Origin of the sequence: uncultured Parolsenella sp. (assembly GCF_958346945.1) — a bacterium.
In the GTDB taxonomy this organism is placed as follows: domain Bacteria; phylum Actinomycetota; class Coriobacteriia; order Coriobacteriales; family Atopobiaceae; genus Parolsenella.
Genome location: NZ_CATVTL010000005.1, coordinates 75,824 through 92,043 on the forward strand (window position 1 = coordinate 75,824; position 16,220 = coordinate 92,043).

Here is a 16,220-nt window from a genome sequence, read left to right on the forward strand (position 1 = left end):
GCGGGGCGCCCGTGTGAGCTGTGCGGGTCCCCCTACAACCCGCGCATATAGGAAGCCTGGAAACCCCAGGCACAACAAGGAGGAGTACATCATGGATCTGCATCTCGAGGGCAAGGTCATCTTCGTCACCGGCGGCTTCAAGGGCATCGGCAAGGGCATTTCCCTGCAGCTCGCTCGCGAGGGTGCCATCCCCGTGGTCCTGAACCGCAAGGACGGCGTCGAGGACGAGTTCCGCAAGGAGATCTCCGAGATCACCGACACGTTTGAGATGTACTACATCGACCTCAACGACACCGATGCCATCAAGCCCATCGTCGAGGAGGTCTACAAGAAGTACGGCCACATCGACGGCGTGGTGAACAACGCCGGCCGCAACGACAACCTCGAGCTCGAGACCCTCGACTGGCACGACTTCGAGAAGTCCCTGCACGGCAACCTGACGCACTACTTCGAGCTCGTCCACTGCTGCTGCCCCTACCTCAAGGAGTCGAAGGGCTCGATCGTCAACATCGCCTCGAAGGTCGCTCTGACCGGCCAGGGCAAGACGACCGCCTACGCCGCCGCCAAGGGCGCCATCCTCGGCCTCACCCGCGAGTGGGCCGCCGCCCTCGTCCACGACTCCGTGCGCGTCAACGCAATCGTGGTCGCCGAGGCCTGGACGCCGCTGTACGCCAACTGGATCAAGACCTTTGGTGACGAGGAGGCCCAGCAGAAGCGTCTGTCCCTCATCACCGACCGCATCCCGCTGGAGCACCGCATGACCTCCTGCGAGGAGATTGCCGACACCTGCGCCTTCCTGCTGTCCGACCGCGCCAGCCACACCACCGGCCAGTGGTGCAGCGTCGACGGCGGCTACGTCAACCTTGATCGCGCCCTCGACTAGCTCTGGCCTGGAAAGAGGATTTAACGCATGTCTGATTCCGCCAAGAAGGCGAGCACCAAGGGCGCTGCGGCAACCATCGCCATCGTTCTCGTGACCTCGCTGTTCTTCGTCTGGGGCCTGGCCATGAACCTGGTCAGCTCGCTGAACGCCCCGATCGCCAACTACCTTGAGCTGACGACCACCCAGACGTCGCTCATGCAGGTCGCCTACTACGGTGCCTACTTCGTCATGGCCATCCCGGCCGGCGCCATCGCCAAGAAGTTCGGCTACAAGGGTGGCGTCATCGCCGGCCTCGCCCTGTTCGTGATCGGTTCCATCATCACGGTGCCCGCCACGAACGCCGCCTCGTTCGCCCTGTTCCTGGTCTCCACGTTCGTCGTTGCCGCTGGCGCCACCACGCTCGAGGCCAACTGCAACCCCTACATCACCAAGCTCGGTGACGAGAAGCACGAGTCCATGCGACTCAACCTCGCCCAGTCGTTCAACGGCGTCGGTTCCATCGTGGGCCCGCTCATCATGGCCCAGATCCTGAGCACGACGGTCGCCGCCGGTCAGCCCGGCTTCGCCGAGGCCAAGACGGCCTTCCTGGGCAGCACCCGTGGCATCTACATCGTGATCGCCATCGTGCTCGCCATCATGCTCGCCGTGTTCGTCTTCGTAAAGCTCCCCACGCCGCCTAACGACGTCGAGGGGGCCGGCTCCGAGAAGGCCGCCAAGGGCGGTGCCCTCAAGAAGCCCTACTTCAAGCTTGGCGTCGTCGCCGAGTTCTTCTACGTGGGCATCCAGACGGTTGGCTTCTCCCTGTTCGCCACGTATGCGACGAAGGTCGCCGGCCTTGAGATGAGCCTCGCCACGGGCCTCGTGAGCGCCCTGTCGCTTCTGTTCACCATTGGCCGCTTCGGCTCTACGCCGCTTCTGGCCAAGAAGGACCCGGGCAAGCTGCTCGGCATCTACATGACTGGTGCCGCCGTCTGCTTCTTCCTCGTCTTCCTGAACCTTGGCGTGGTCTCGGTCGCCGCGTTCGTCGTGGCCTACCTGTTCATGTCCATCGGCTACCCGACGATCTTCTCGCTGTCGCTGCGCGGCATGAGCGGCAACGAGACCAAGACGGGCTCGTCCATCATCACGATGTCGATCGTGGGCGGCGCCATCATCCCGGTCGTCGTGAGCGCCATCGGCGATGCCTGCGGCCTGTCCGTCGCCATGCTCGTCGCCGTGCCCTGCCTGGCCTTCTGCGCCTGGTACGGCTTTGCCGGCTCCAAGATCGGCTTTGGGGAGGAGTAACCATCATGTCTGATCTCAAGGTTGTCGATTCTCACTTCCACGTGTGGAACCTCGATACGCAGAGCCTTCCCTGGCTCGACGGCACCGACGGCACCATCACGCACACCTACAAGGTGGAGGACCTCGAGGCCGAGTACGCCCGCCAGGCCGGCGTCGAGTTCGTCGGCGGCGTGTACGTCGAGGTTGACTGCGCCGACCACGAGGCCGAGGACAAGATCGCCTATGACCTCAAGGCGGCCCACCCCAAGATGCTTGCCTGCATGCTTCGCAGCGACGTCTCTCCGTGGATGCGCGTCCCGGCCTTTGCCGCCGGCATCCGCGAGCCGCTCCACATCGACTCCGAGCCCAAGGGTCGTTGCCTTGAGCCCAGCTTCGTCGAGGGACTTCACACGCTGGCCAAGAAGGGCCTGCCCTTTGAGTCCTGCAACCGCGTGAACGAGCTCGAGGACGCCTACGAGGCGTTCGCCCAGGCGCCCGAGGAGACCGTCATCCTGAACCACCTCGGCAACGTCGAGGCGCTCACGCCGGAGTGGTGCGCGGTCATGAAGAAGTTCGCGACCCTGCCGAACCTCTACGTGAAGGTCTCGGGCTTCCCGACGGCCGACAAGCAGTTCGTCTCCGAGCTGCTCAAGTTCACGCGCGACACGTTCGACCCCAAGAAGCTCCTGTACGCGTCCAACTGGCCCGTCGTGAAGCTCTACAGCTCCTTCGACGAGCACTTCCAGACGCTTCGCGACGCCTTTGGCGACGACGAGGACTTCTTCATGAACAACGCCGTGCGTGCCTACGGCCTTACGCTCTAACGTCTGAAGTTGGCCCGCGCGTCCAGTCGGCGCGCGGGCCGCTCCATCGGTCCCATCATAGTAAGGGAGTGCATTATGCTCAAGGGTATCTCTCCGGTGCTTCCGCCCGAGCTCCTCTCGATCCTGTGCGAGATGGGCCACGGCGACACGCTCGTCATCGCCGACGGCAACTTCCCGGCGGCCTCCATCGCCAAGGACTGCAAGCTCGTCCGCTGCGACGGCCACGGCGTGCCCGAGATCCTCAAGGCCATCCTCAAGCTCGTCCCGCTCGACCAGTACGTCGAGAAGCCCGTCACGCTCATGGACGTCGTGCCGGGGGACGACTGCGAGACCCCGATCTGGGACACGTACAAGCAGCTCGTCTCCGAGGTGGACGACCGCGGCGCCGACGTCATCGGCACCATCGACCGCTTCCCGTTCTACGACGAGGCCAAGAAGGCTTACGTCGTGATCGCCACGAGCGAGCGCGCCCAGTATGCTAACGTCATCCTGCAGAAGGGCGTCGTGTACGAGAACGAGCAGATCGACTAGCTTCGTTCGCATTGCCCATGGGACCGGCGCGCTTGCGGCCGGTCCCATGTTGCGTCAAGGGGAAACAAACGGGGGACAGCCTGGAGCTGGCCGTCCCCAGAAAGCGAGAAAGTCATGTTCAAGGGCATTTTCTGCCCGTCCATCACCATTACGGACGACGAGGGCAAAATCGACTACGACCTCTGGGGCAAGCACCTCGACCACCTTGCCGACGCCGGCGTGAACGGCGTTTTGCTGTTCGGCAGCATCGGCGAGTTCTACAGCGTCTCGCTTGCCGACAAGGAGGCCGCGCTCGAGTTTGCCGTCAAGCGCGTTGGTGAGCGCATGAAGGTGTTTGCCGGCGTGGGCGACACGACGTACGCCAACGTCATCGAGTTCACGAAGTTCGCCGAGAAGGCCGGCGCCGATGCGGTGCTCGCCGTCTCGCCGTACTACTTTGGCCCGAGCCCCCTCACCGCCGAGAACTACTTTGGCGGCATCGCCGAGGCCACGAAGCTTCCCGTGATCCTCTACAACTTCCCGGCGCGCACCGGCACCGACCTCACGCCCGAGCTCGTGGCCTCTCTTGCCGCCAAGCACCCCAACATCTGCGGCATCAAGGACACCGTGGACACGATCAGCCACACGCGCAAGGTCATCCGCGCCGCGCGTGCCGTGAACCCCGACTTCACCGTGTTCTCCGGCTTTGACGAGTACTACCTGGTCAACCGCGTGAGCGGCGGCAACGGCGTGCTGTGCGGCCTCACGAACGTGGAGCCCGAGACGTTCGTCAAGATGCACGCGGCCTACGAGGAGGGCGACTTCGCGACCGCTGTGGCGTGCGCCGAGCGCATCTCCAAGCTCATGGCCGTCTATGACGTCTGCGACCTGTTCGTCTCTGCCATCAAGGCTGCCGTGAAGGTCAAGGGCCTGTCCATCTCCACGAAGATCTTTGAGCCGGCCGTCCAGGCCACCGAGGCCGACGAGGCCGCGATCGCCGAGCTGCTTGCCTAGGCACCTGCGTTATCGGAGCTCCTTGCTCCTTTTGCTCTTGCGCCTCCTTTCATGCGTCACCATGCCGCCCCGTGGCGGCGAGCGACCCGACCGCACCCCGAGCGGTCGGGTCGCTTTTTGTCCGCTAGGCGCGGTAGGATTGTTGCAGTGAATTGCGAAGCAGGGAGGAACATGGGTCTGAGCATCGTGCGCACGGCAGACGAGCGCCTGGCGGGCGGCGCCGTGCGCGAGCTTTTGTCCCGCGAGCTGGAGCATCCCCGCGGAGGCGGCAACGTGCTCGTGCTGGCGCCAAGCCTTGCGCAGGCGCTTGACGTCCAGCGCGAGCTCGCCGCGGCCAGGGGACTTTCGATGGGCGTCGACTGCACCACGGCCGAGGCCTGGTGCCAGCTGCGCTGGGCGCTCTACGGAGACGGTCGCGCCCTCGTGAGCGCCCCCGAGCGCGCCGTGCTCATGGCGCTCGTGGTGGCCGATGCCGCGGACCGCGGCGAGCTGGATCCGCTCGATGGCGGCAAGGGAACGGTCGAGCTGCTCTGCGATGCCGCACGGCGCTGGAAGCTTGAGCCCGTGGCTGGTCTCAGTGCGGGCGAGGTCCGTGCCGTTGAGCTGCTGGGAGCCTATGAGCACAAGCTTGTCGAGCGCGGCCTCGTCGAGCCGGCGCGTGCCGCGGCGCTGCTGCCTACGACCATGGCGGGCGAGGGCGCCGTGCTGCCCGCCTGCGTCATGCTCGCCCCCGTTGGCATGGGCGAGCTGCGGCGTCCCGCGCGCGAGCTCGCGCTTGCTTATGCCCGGGTGGGCGAGCTCGCCTACGTGGTGGCCGACGACGGTGGCCCCGCGTGCGCGGTCGTGCGCGAGGGCGCGGCACTGCTCGCCGCCCAGGCGCGCGAGCGTGGCATTGCCGTGGAGGAGCGCGAGGCGGGCGCGTGGCCCGTGGAGCGCGTGCGCGAGCTCGCGGACCTGCGTCGCTCGCTCTTTGCCCCCCGTGGCGCGGGCATCGTTCCCAAGGGTGCGGTCGAGCTCATCGAGCCCGCGGGCCCGCTCGCGGTCGACGAGGCCGTGGCGAGCCGCGTGGCGCGCATGGCTGGCCGTGGCACCCACGAGGTCGTGGTGGTCGCGGGCGACGTGGCGGCCGCCTGGCGCGGACTTGCCCCCAAGCTCTTCTCGCGTGGCGTATCCGTGAGGGCGCAGCTCTCGATGCCTGTCCTCAAGACGGACATGGGCGCCGGCTTCGTAAGCTTTGCCCGTGCCGTGGCACGGCTCGACGAGCTGGCGGCTAGCTGGCCCGTCGAGCCGCTTGCGCCCGCGCCGGACATGACCTGGTGGCCCCCGCGCGACGTCTCGGACTTTCTGCTGAGCGATGCCTGCGGCGTTGGCCCCGAGGTCGCCTGGCGCCGCGACGCCTCGTGGCGCGGCAACCGCATCCTCACGCCCGCCTCGGTGCTCGCCACCCTCCAGAACAAGAACGCCACCTCCAACCAGGTGGCGGGCGCCACGCGCGAGCTTCTGCGCGGCCACGTCGCCGCCGCGGCTGCCCGCCTGCTCAACCTGGGCGCGGCCTCCGAGGAGGGCACGAAGCAGGAGGCCAACGCGTCCGGCGTGTCCGGCGCGTCCGACGTGCTCGAGCAGCCCGAGCCCCCCGTGCCGAGTGCTGAGCGCGAGCTCGGGCGCGCCCTCGACGAGGCGGCGCTGCGCGCGGTGGGCGAGGCGGGCCAGGCGCTCAAGCGCTGCGGCGTCTCGCTCGACGCCGGCGTGGAGCTGCCTGCCCTCGTCGAACTCGCCGCCCGCGCGCTTGGCGCCCTCAAGGTCGTGGTACGCCCCGAGCTCGCGTGCGAGAACGCGAGCTGCAGCGTGAGGATCGTGAGTCCCGCCCAGGTCGCCAGGCTTGCCCCCGCAAGCGTCGACGCCCTCGTTTACCTCGGACTCGACGCCGCGGGCTCGCCCATATCGGTGGCAGACGGCGCACTCGACCGCCTGCTTGCCCGCACGGGCGTCGACGACCCGACAGACGGTCTGGCCACCGCGCGCGCCTCGTTTGCGGCTGCCGTGGCGGCACCGCGCAAGCACTTGCTGCTCGTGTGCCCCTCGCACGACGCAAGCGCCTCGGAGACCTTCCCGGCGGTCATGCTCTCCGAGCTCCTCTCGTGCTACGCCACGAACGACAGGGGCCGCTGCCTTCTCGAGGCCGAGCAGTCCTCCAAGCTCGACGAGGGCCGCGTGGTCGAGAACCTCTCGGCCACCGGTGAGGCCAGCGAGGCACGCAAGGTCGCCGCGCCCGCGGCCGCGGGCCAGCTGAGCGAGAGCCTGCGCCGCCTCGTGATCGTCCCGCGCGATGGCGTGGCCGAGCTTCCCGAGGGGCGCCCGTCGCTGTCCGCCTCGCAAGTCGAGACCTACCTCGAGTGTCCGCTCAAGTGGTTCACGCTGCGGCGCCTGGGCCTCGACGACTGCGACGCCCGCTTCTCCAACGTCGAGATCGGCACCTTCGTTCACCGCGTGCTCGAGGTGACGCACCGCAGGCTCTTCCTCGAGGCCGCTGCCGCCCAGGGCCTCGTGAGCGACCCGCTCGCCGAGGCGCCCGAGCAGGGCCTCTTCTGGTTCGACCCACGCGTTCGCGTGGGGGGATCGCGCGTGTGCGAGCAGACGCTTGAACACGCCGCCGAGCTCATGCACGCCGAGTTCGCCGAGCACCTGGCCCACCAGCGCCTGAGCGCTACCACCCGCAACAAGCAGGCGCTCATTGCCCACACGCCCTCGCAGGAGCGTCGCCTGGCCGAGGTCGAGCATGACATCGCCACCACGCTCGAGTACGAGGCGACGCGCCTCGCTGGCTTCGAGCCGCGCCTGTTCGAGGGCCGCTTTGGCGGTGCATCGGGGCTCGTCGCCACCTATGCGGGCGCGGACTTCGTGGGCACGATCGATCGCATCGACGTCGACGCGGAGGGCCGTGCCCTCGTGATCGACTACAAGCACAAGAGCGCCCTGCTCGACGAGTACGCGCTCAAGGGCAAGGGGGACGTGGACTGGGGCGCGGAGTTTGCGCTGCCCAGCCGCGTTCAGACGCTCATCTACGCGAGCATCGCCCGCAGGCTACTTGCCCAGACGGACTCTGGCCTCGAGCTCGTTGGCGCCGTCTACCTGGGCACCAAGGGCAGGCACCAGATCGCGGGCGCCCTCTCGGCGCGCGACGCCGCGGCCGTGCTGGGCGCGGACGCGAGGCCGGCCGACGTCGACCGCATGACCCTGCCGGTGCCGGGCGCCCGCTCGTTCGCTGACCTGCTCGACCGCACCGAGGAGGCCGTGGCCCAGGTCATCGAGGACATGCTCGCCGGACGCGTCGAGGCCCGTCCGTCCTCACCCAAGGCCTGCGCCTGGTGCCCGGCCATGAACTGCGAGAGGAGGCAGTCGTGAGCACGAACATGAGCGGCGCCGCGCCGGCGCCCACCAAGGAAAGCGCGCTCGCCCTGCTCGAGGGCCTGCTTCCCGAGCAGGAGCAGATCGTGCGCACACTCGACCGCCCCGTCTTCGTTGCGGCGGGCGCGGGCTCGGGCAAGACCTTCACGCTCACGCGCCGCATCGTGTGGGCCCTGTGCCCGGGCTCGGGCGAGGGTGGTGCGCCCTTCCTCGACGGCCTCGACCAGGCGCTCGTCATCACCTTCACCGAGAAGGCCGCCGGCGAGATCAAGGAGCGCGTGCGCAAGGCGCTGCGCGAGGCCGGCCTTGCCGACGAGGCGCTCAAGGTCGACTCGGCCTGGGTGAGCACCATCCACCATATGTGCGCCCGCATCCTGCGCGCCCACGCCCTCGACCTGGGGCTCGACCCGAGCTTTGCCATGGTCGCCGACCAGGCCGCCTCGGCGATGCGCGCCCAGGCCCTCGAGGTCGCGCTCGACGAGATGGACGGCGACCCCGGCCTCGACGCCCTGTTCGCCGAGTTCGGCGGCGGCACGGGCTCTGGCCGCGACGGGGTCGAGGGGCTCGTGACGAGCCTGCTCAACCGCGCGGGCTCGGCCACCGACGGGCTTGATTCGCTCGAGTTCGTCAACGCCGAGGCAGACGTCTCGGGCGTCATGAGGGCCGTGCTCTACTCCTACCAGGCCCTGTGCGGCAACAAGATCAAGGACGCCGACGAGCTCGCGCGCTGCTGCCAGGAGCGTGACGCGCTCGAGCGCTTCTTCGTCCTCGCCCCGAGCCGGCGCACGGCCGCCGCCGCGGCCGAGGTGCTCGACGCCGTCAAGGGGCCCAACGGCCAGAAGTGGCGCGCCAAGGCCGTGAATGACGCCTACAAGGAAACCCGCGCCGCGCTCGACGCCGCCCGCGCCGAGGTGGCGCTGGGCCGCGCGGTGCCGCTGCAGGGGCCGCTCATGGTGCTCGCCCGCTGCGTCCAGGCCCACTACGACGCGGCAAAGCGCGAGGCCGGCGTGCTCGACAACGACGACCTGCTCCAGCTCACCGCCCGCGCCTTCCGCGACCACCCCGCCATCGCCGAGGAGTACGCGCACCGCTTTCGCCTCGTGATGGTCGACGAGTTCCAGGACACCAACGCGCAGCAGGTTAGCATGGTCAAGGGCCTGTCGGGCGAGGGTGCCTGCCACCTCACCACGGTGGGCGACGCCCAGCAGGCGATCTATGGCTTCCGCGGTGCCGACGTGAGCGTCTTCGAGGACCGCGGCCGCGAGGTGGGGGAGGCCGGCACGGTCCGGCTCGCCTACAACTTCAGGAGCGACGACGCCATCCTGCGCTTCGTCAAGCGCACCTGCGGCGACACCGGCATCGTGCCATCGTTCATGGATCTCAAGCCCCGCGACAACCGCGAGAGCGACTTTCCCGCCGCCGCGTGCCCGCGCGTGGTCGTCGAGCTCACGCGCGCGTTTCGCGAGGGCCGCAGCGTGGTGCCCGCCGCCGAGCGCACCCGCGTTGCCGCCGAGCAACTCGCGGACCGCCTCGCCACCATCCACGAGGAGGGCGTCGAGCCGCGCCAGATGGCCGTGCTCATGCGCAGCCTCGCCCAGGCGCCCGTCTACATCGACGCGCTGCGCGCCGTGGGGCTCGAGAGCGTCGTGGTGGGCGGCTCGACCTTCGCCTCGGCCGCCGAGGTGCGCGTCGTCGAGGCGCTGCTGCGCACGCTCGCGAGCCCCCAGGACACCAAGAGCGGCCTGTTCGCCGTGCTCGAGAGCGACATGTTCGCCCTCGACGGCAACGACCTGCTCATGCTTGCCACCCGCCCGCAGGACGTCCTCGACGCCCCGGCCAAGCGTCGCATCAACGTGGGCGCCCGTCCCGGCGCCCCCGACTTTGGCGACGTCGCGCCCTCCGAGCGCCTCGTCCGCGCCCGCGAGGTGCTGGGTCGCGCCTGGGAGCGCGTGGGCCAGCTGCCCGTCGCGGACGTCGTCCTCATGTGCGTGCGCGAGTCTGGCTGGCTTGACCGCCTCGAGCGCCGTGGCGTGGCCGGGCGCGCCGTGGCGGCGAACGTGCTCACGGCTATCCGCCACATTCGCGAGCTCGCCGAGGAGGGCGGCCTCGACGCCATTCGCGCGAGCGAGGAGTTCAGCCGCTGGCTCGACGTGGTCAAGGAGGGTCCCGCGTCGCTCTCCGGCGAGGGCCTCAACGCCGTGAGCCTCATGACGGCGCATGCCTCCAAGGGCCTCGAGTTCGACGTCGTGGCCGTGGTGGGCTGCGCGGGATCTGACCGCACGCCCGCCGCCCCGCGCCTGCTTGCCCGTCGCGATGGCGACCGCGAGCTGCTTACGCTTGCGCCTGCGGGCTTCAAGGCGCCTGACCTTGGCGAGGACGCCCCGGCAGACGAGGCAGACTGCGTGACGCCCCTCGACTGGCGCGTGCTCATGGAGGAGCAGCGCCGCGTCGACGAGGCCTGCGAGGACGGGCGGCTGCTCTACGTGGCGCTCACGAGGGCCAAGGAGTGCGTCATCCTGTGTCTCAACGCCACGGTCAAGAAGGGCGGCGGCCTGTCGCCCGCGATGACCGGGCGCATCGCCGAGACGCTCTTTGGCGAGACGCCTGTCGCCGGCGAGGGCCACTTCGCCTATGGCGGCAGGGACGCCGGCCTTTTGCGCTGCGTCGACGTCTCGCCTGCCGAGGGCGAGCCCTATGTCGACGACGGCGACTCGCTGTGCTACACCGCCGAGTCGCTCGAGGGCACCATCAGGCTCAAGGGTGAGGGGGACGGCACGCGCGCCTTCAGGCTCTATGACGTCGATGCCGAGACCCACGCCAAGCTGGACCTCTGGCGCCCGCGCGAGGGCGTGTTCAGCTACTCGGCGGCGCATCGCGTGCTGGGCCGGGAGGGAGGCCCCGCCACCCTCGACGAGGTGATGGCGCTGCCCCAGCCCGCGTCCATGTCTGCGGAGGAGCTCGCCCGCGCCGGTACCTATCCCAAGGGCGAGGCCCCGGCCGCCACGCACGCCGCTCGCCCGCGCCCGGTGCCCGTCCTGGCAGACGAGGACGAGCCGGCAGACACCGACGACGCGGACCGCGCCACGAACCTCGGCAGCGCCTTCCACGAGCTCGCCCGCCTCATGGTCGAGACGGGCCGCGAGCCCGGCGAGGAGCGCGTGGCCCTCGTGGCAGACGCCTACGCCGTCACGCGCGCCGACCGCAGGCGCCTTGCCGAGGCGCTCACGCGCTGGGCGGGCAGCCAGATTCGCGCCCAGGCGCTGGGCCATGCGTGCGTGCGGGCCGAGGTGCCGTTCTTCCGCGCGGTGAGCTCGCCTCTGGGCGAGGACCTCGAGGGCGCCATCGACCTGCTCGCCTGCGACGCGCCGGGGCGGGGCGAGGCACTGCTCGTCGACTACAAGACCGGCGACCACGGGGCCACCTATGCCCAGATTCGCGAGCGCCACGAGATGCAGGCCCGCTTCTACGCAAGCGTGCTTCTCGCCCAGGGGTTCACAGCCGTCACCTGCGCCTTTGTCTGCGTAGAGCTTGAGGACGAGACGGGCGAGCCCGTCGTCGTCCGCTACACGTTTTAGCGAATGAGACGGGGCAGCCCCTTCGTCTCATTTTTGGGAGGAGTATTGGATGAGCGTCATCGAGCTGGTCTGCATCGTGGTCGCGGTCGCGGCGGTTGCCGTGGCCGCCTGGGCGGTTATGCGGTCGGGGAGGGGTGCCGCTGGCGTCGACGAGCAGACGCTCGCGACCTACCTCGGCCACCTCAACGGCTCCATCACCGAGCTCAAAACGCAGCAGGCGGCCGACGCCGCCTCGATTCGCGCGCAGGTCGAGGCCTGCTCGCGCGCCGTCGAGCAGGCGGGCGTGCGCGTCGATGGCATGCGCGCCGACGTCACCCAGCAGCTTGCCGCGGGCTCCCAGGCCACGACCCAGCAGCTTCAGGGCGTGTCGCGCATTACGGCAGACCAGCTGCGCCAGGTGCGCGAGGACACGAACCGCCAGCTCGATCAGATTCGCGCCACGGTCGACGAACGCCTCGCCAAGACCCTGAACGACCGCCTCTCCGCCTCGTTCAAGCAGATCAGTGACAACCTCGAGGCCGTCTATCGAGGCCTTGGCGACATGAAGACGCTCGCCGCCGGCGTGGGCGACCTCAAGAAGACCCTCTCGAACGTCAAGACGCGCGGCATCCTGGGCGAGGTGCAGCTGGGCGCGATTCTCTCCGAGGTGCTCGCTCCCGCACAGTACGACACGAACGTCGCCACGGTGCCGGGCAGCGCCGAGCGCGTCGAGTACGCGGTGAAGCTGCCGGTCGAGAGCGGCGAGCCCGTGTGGCTGCCCATCGACGCGAAGTTCCCCGGCGACACATATGCCCAGCTGAGGGATGCCCTCGATGGTGGCGAGCGCGACAACATCGCCGCCGCGCGTCGCATGCTGGCCATACGCATCAAGGCCGAGGCCAAGGACATCGCCACCAAGTACATCTCCGAGCCCGCCACGACGAGCTTCGCGATCATGTTCCTGCCGTTCGAGGGCCTCTACGCCGAGGTCGTGAACATGCCCGGCCTCATCGAGGAGCTGCAGCGCACCCATCACGTCAACGTTGCCGGCCCCTCGACGATGGCGGCGCTGCTCAGTAGCCTCGAGATGGCCTACCAGACCTTCAACCTGCAGCGCCAGGCCGACGAGGTGCTGCGCGTGCTGCAGGAGGTCAAGGCAGAGTTCCCCAAGTACCAGGCCGAGCTCGCCCGCGCCAAGGACCAGATCGACCGCGCGGGCCGCACGGTCGACAGGCTCATGACGACGCGCACCAACGTCATGGAGCGTAAGCTGAGAAACGTCACCCTCGGCCCGGCCGACGCGGATGGCGAAGACGACGTGGACGATGCGGACGACGAATCCGGTGCCGGCCTTCTCGAGGACTAGCGCGGGCCGTCCCCGGTCCCGCCTGCTACAGGACGTCGCAGCCCAGGGCCCGCACGCGCTCGCAGGCCCACTCGTTGGCGCCATCGGTGACAAGGGCGTCGAAGTCCGGCAGGTCCGCGTAACGCCACGAGCCAAAGGCGGAGAACTTGCGCGACTCGCACAGCAGGTACGTCTTGCTCGCGCGACCCATGGCGCACTGCTTGAGCAGCCCGTCCTCGGCGTCGAAGGTGCTCACCTCGCCCGTCTCGGCGTCGACGCCATAGGCGCCCATGAGGGCAACGTCAAAGCGGAAGTGGGAAAGCGTCTCGGTGGCGAGCGACCCCAGAAGGCCGCGCATCTGCGGGCGCAGCGTGCCGCCGCAGCACAGCGTGGTCACGCGCTCGGCGTCCATGAGGGTCGCGAGCACGTCGACCATGGACGTCACGACGGTGAGCTCGAGCCCCGCGTCGCGGATGAGGCCCGCCAGGTGCACGCAGGTGCTCGACATGTCGAGGTAGACGGTCTGGCCGGGTGCCAGAAGTGCGAGCGCCTTGCGGGCAATGGCGAGCTTCTCGGGCGCCTCGCGGGTGAGGCGGGCGCTCATGGCGCGCTCGCTTACGTTCTCCACGCGGGTGGCACCGCCCCAGACGCGCTGGCAGCGGCCCTCGTCAGCGAGCTGCTTGAGGTCGCGGCGCACGAGGTCCTCGGTGATGCCCAGGCGCTGCGCCACGTCGCTCACGGTGACGCGGCCCACCTCGTCGATCATCGCCTGGATGCTCGCGCGCCTCTCCTCGGGAAACATGGCCGCCCCTTGTCGTCGCTGTGCCAGGCCGGTTGGCCGGCGCGTGGGGCATGCGCCCCAAAACCCTCCGATACTGTCCCCAAAGTATACCGAATGGGGCAAAATACGCCAAAATACGCCGAATACTCGCTCAATATGCTTGAAGAATAGGGATAAACACGCTAACTTGGGGCTAAATGGGAGTCATGCTGCCGAGAAGTGCCAGGCGCGCCAGCGCCCGCGCGGCAGGCGGCAGCGAATTGTCTGCGCGGGAACGCCCCCGGCCGCCCGCGCCCGCCTAAGGAGACGCACGATGCTCACGCCCCGCACCCAAGCCATCAAGGACGCCATCTTCGACGTCCCGCGCGTCGTCGACCTCGAGCGCGCACTGCTCTATACCGAGAGCTGGCGCACCACCGAGGGCCAGCCCGTCGTCGTGCGCCGTGCCCGCGCCATCGCAAACGTGCTCGCCAAGCACAAGATCGTCATCGATGACCATGACCTGCTCGTGGGAAACCGCAGCGCCACGCCGCGCGCGGGCGTCGTCTCGCCCGAGATGAGCCCCTACTGGATTGCCGACGAGCTCGACGAGTTCCCCACCCGCCCCCAGGACCAGTTCCAGATCTCCGAGGACACCAAGCGCCGCTACCTCGAGGAGCTGCTGCCCTATTGGAGCGGCCGCTCGCTCATCGACTGGTACCGGGCGCACCTCGACGAGGACGTGGCCGCCGCCGAGGCCGACCAGGTCTTTGCCGTGGCCCAGACCGACAAGGGCCAGGGTCACATCATCTGCGACTTCCCGCTCGTCCTCACGCGGGGCTATGGCGCCATCCTCGATCGCGCCCGCGAGCGCGCCGCGGCAGATCCCGACAACGCCTTCCTCGAGGCCGCGGTGATCTCGCTCGAGGCGATGGTGGCCTATGTCGGCCGCTATGCTGCGACCGTGCGCGAGCTGGCCGCCACCGCTGCGCCCGAGCGCGCCGCCGAGCTCGCCCGCATCGCCGAGGTCCTCGGCCACATCCAGACCAAGCCCGCCCGCAACCTCTACGACGCGCTGCAGCTCGTGTGGCTCACCGAGGTTGCGCTCATGCACGAGAGCAACGCCTCGTCGCTGTCGCTGGGGCGCGCCGACCAGTACCTGTGGCCCTACTACCAGGCAAGCGTCGCCGCCGGCGCCAGCCCCGAGCAGGTCCGCGAGCTGCTCCAGTGCTTCTACCTCAAGTTCTCGACGATCGTGGCCATCCGCTCCACGGGCAGCGCCCGCTTCTTTGCTGGCTTTCCCATTGGCTTCAACCTCGTCGTGGGCGGCGTGGACGAGCAGGGCGCCGACGCCTCCAACGAGCTCAGCTACCTGCTGCTCGACATCCAGAAGGACACGCGCCTGCCACAGCCCAACCTGTCGCTGCGTGTCCACAAGGGCTCGCCCGCCGCGCTGCTGCGCCTCGCCGGCGAGGTCGTGCGCCTGGGTGACGGCCTGCCCCAGTTCTTCAACGACGAGGTTAACATTGGCGCCTTCATGAACCGCGGCGTGTCCCAGACAGACGCGCGCGACTATGCCGTCGTGGGCTGCGTCGAGCTGTCGATTCCCGGGCGCATGTACGGCCTGCACGACATCTCGATGTTCAACCTCGTGCGCTGCCTCGAGCTCACCCTTGCGGAGCACCCGGAGGGCTTCGCGAGCTACGAGGACGTGGAGGAGGCGCTCAAGGCCACGGTCGCGCGCTACGTGGCCCTCATGGTGCGCGGCTGCAACACCTGCGACCTCGCGCACCGCATGACCTCGCCCACGCCGCTGCTGTCGTGTCTCGTGAGCGACTGCCTCGAGAGCGGCCGCGATGTCACCGAGGGCGGGGCGCGCTACAACCCGTCTGGCGTGCAGGGGGTGGGCACGGCCAACCTCGCCGACTCGCTCGAGACCCTACGCCGCGGCGTCTTTGGCATCACCGGGGCAGACGGCTCCGGCCGCGTCGAGCCCGTCGTGGGCTACGAGCGCCTGGCGCAGGCCCTCGCGCGCGACTGGTCCGGCGAGGGCGACGAGCTTCTGCGCCGCCGCATCGTCGACCGCATGCCCAAGTACGGCAACGACGTCGACGAGGTCGACCTGCTCGGCTCGCGCATGCTCGAGTTCTATGCACGCGAGGTCGAGAAGTACGGCAACGTGCGCGACGGCTTCTTCCAGCCGGGCAGCTACACGGTGTCGGCCCACGTGCCGCTGGGCGCCGCCTGCGGGGCCACGCCCGATGGCCGCCACGCCCACGAGGCGCTGGCCGACGGCGGTCTGTCGCCCATGCGCGGCCTCGACAAGCACGGCCCCACGGCGAGCCTCATGAGCGTCTCGAAGCTCAACAACGGCCTCGAGTCCAACGGAGGCCTGCTTAACGTCAAGTTCTCGCCCTCGACACTCGGCGGCGAGCAGGGGCTGGCCAAGCTTTCCGCCTACCTGCGTGCCTTCTGCCGCCTGGGCATCCAGCACATCCAGTTCAACGTCGTCGACAAGGTGGTGCTGCTCGACGCCAAGGCCCACCCCGAGGCGCACCGCGATCTCGTCGTGCGCGTGGCGGGCTACAGCGCCCTGTTCGTCGACTTGGCTCCGGCCCTGCAAGACGACATCATCAACAGGACCGAGCATGAGCTGTAGGGA

At 69.0% G+C, this 16,220-nt stretch carries 10 protein-coding genes; 9 read left to right on the forward strand and 1 reads right to left on the reverse strand.

The window, feature by feature from the left end; genetic code table 11:
* The first annotated feature begins 91 nt into the window (after positions 1–91).
* From Q3866_RS04750 to Q3866_RS04785, 8 genes are all read left to right on the forward strand, one after another.
* On the forward strand, positions 92–883 hold the full coding sequence (locus Q3866_RS04750) for an SDR family oxidoreductase (protein ID WP_293825716.1): 792 nt from the start codon (positions 92–94) through the stop codon (positions 881–883).
* 27 nt (positions 884–910) lie between these two features.
* On the forward strand, positions 911–2,167 hold the full coding sequence (locus tag Q3866_RS04755; protein WP_293674324.1) for an MFS transporter: 1,257 nt from the start codon (positions 911–913) through the stop codon (positions 2,165–2,167).
* A 5-nt stretch (positions 2,168–2,172) separates the two neighbouring features.
* Complete coding sequence (locus tag Q3866_RS04760) at positions 2,173–2,970, forward strand: amidohydrolase (RefSeq protein WP_195447918.1); 798 nt, start codon at positions 2,173–2,175, stop codon at positions 2,968–2,970.
* A gap of 75 nt (positions 2,971–3,045) precedes the next feature.
* Positions 3,046–3,501: an RbsD/FucU family protein gene (locus tag Q3866_RS04765; protein ID WP_126421491.1), complete on the forward strand. Its 456-nt coding sequence runs from the start codon at positions 3,046–3,048 to the stop codon at positions 3,499–3,501.
* Between the two features lie 114 nt (positions 3,502–3,615).
* Positions 3,616–4,494 carry a dihydrodipicolinate synthase family protein gene (locus tag Q3866_RS04770; protein WP_301830021.1) on the forward strand — a complete coding sequence of 293 codons (879 nt, stop codon included), beginning with the start codon at positions 3,616–3,618 and terminating at the stop codon, positions 4,492–4,494.
* Between the two features lie 171 nt (positions 4,495–4,665).
* Entirely contained in the window at positions 4,666–7,896 is a 3,231-nt protein-coding gene (locus Q3866_RS04775; protein ID WP_301830022.1) for a PD-(D/E)XK nuclease family protein, read from the forward strand.
* The gene (locus Q3866_RS04780) at positions 7,893–11,474 is read left to right on the forward strand and encodes a UvrD-helicase domain-containing protein (RefSeq protein ID WP_301830023.1); all 3,582 of its coding nucleotides are present in this window, start codon (positions 7,893–7,895) and stop codon (positions 11,472–11,474) included. The genes Q3866_RS04775 and Q3866_RS04780 overlap by 4 nt, the downstream gene beginning before the upstream one ends.
* 49 nt (positions 11,475–11,523) lie before the next feature.
* Positions 11,524–12,819, forward strand: a complete 1,296-nt coding sequence (locus Q3866_RS04785) for a DNA recombination protein RmuC (RefSeq protein WP_293673949.1) — start codon at positions 11,524–11,526, stop codon at positions 12,817–12,819.
* 25 nt (positions 12,820–12,844) lie between these two features.
* On the opposite strand, the gene Q3866_RS04790 is transcribed toward Q3866_RS04785, so the two are convergent.
* Positions 12,845–13,600, reverse strand: coding sequence for a DeoR/GlpR family DNA-binding transcription regulator (locus Q3866_RS04790; RefSeq protein ID WP_301830024.1), 756 nt, complete (start codon positions 13,598–13,600; stop codon positions 12,845–12,847).
* 292 nt (positions 13,601–13,892) lie between these two features.
* Here Q3866_RS04790 and Q3866_RS04795 point away from each other — a divergent pair, with 292 nt between their 5' ends.
* Entirely contained in the window at positions 13,893–16,217 is a 2,325-nt protein-coding gene (locus Q3866_RS04795; protein WP_301830025.1) for a formate C-acetyltransferase/glycerol dehydratase family glycyl radical enzyme, read from the forward strand.
* Positions 16,218–16,220 lie beyond the last annotated feature (3 nt).

Excerpts from the sequence above, each read along its gene's own strand:
- Q3866_RS04750 (WP_293825716.1), top strand. The coding sequence starts at position 92 with ATGGATCTGCATCTCGAGGGCAAGGTCATCTTCGTCACCGGCGGCTTC.
- Q3866_RS04755 (WP_293674324.1), top strand. The coding sequence starts at position 911 with ATGTCTGATTCCGCCAAGAAGGCGAGCACCAAGGGCGCTGCGGCAACC.
- Q3866_RS04760 (WP_195447918.1), top strand. The coding sequence starts at position 2,173 with ATGTCTGATCTCAAGGTTGTCGATTCTCACTTCCACGTGTGGAACCTC.
- Q3866_RS04765 (WP_126421491.1), top strand. The coding sequence starts at position 3,046 with ATGCTCAAGGGTATCTCTCCGGTGCTTCCGCCCGAGCTCCTCTCGATC.
- Q3866_RS04770 (WP_301830021.1), top strand. The coding sequence starts at position 3,616 with ATGTTCAAGGGCATTTTCTGCCCGTCCATCACCATTACGGACGACGAG.
- Q3866_RS04775 (WP_301830022.1), top strand. The coding sequence starts at position 4,666 with ATGGGTCTGAGCATCGTGCGCACGGCAGACGAGCGCCTGGCGGGCGGC.
- Q3866_RS04785 (WP_293673949.1), top strand. The coding sequence starts at position 11,524 with ATGAGCGTCATCGAGCTGGTCTGCATCGTGGTCGCGGTCGCGGCGGTT.
- Q3866_RS04790 (WP_301830024.1), bottom strand. The coding sequence starts at position 13,600 with ATGTTTCCCGAGGAGAGGCGCGCGAGCATCCAGGCGATGATCGACGAG.
- Q3866_RS04795 (WP_301830025.1), top strand. The coding sequence starts at position 13,893 with ATGCTCACGCCCCGCACCCAAGCCATCAAGGACGCCATCTTCGACGTC.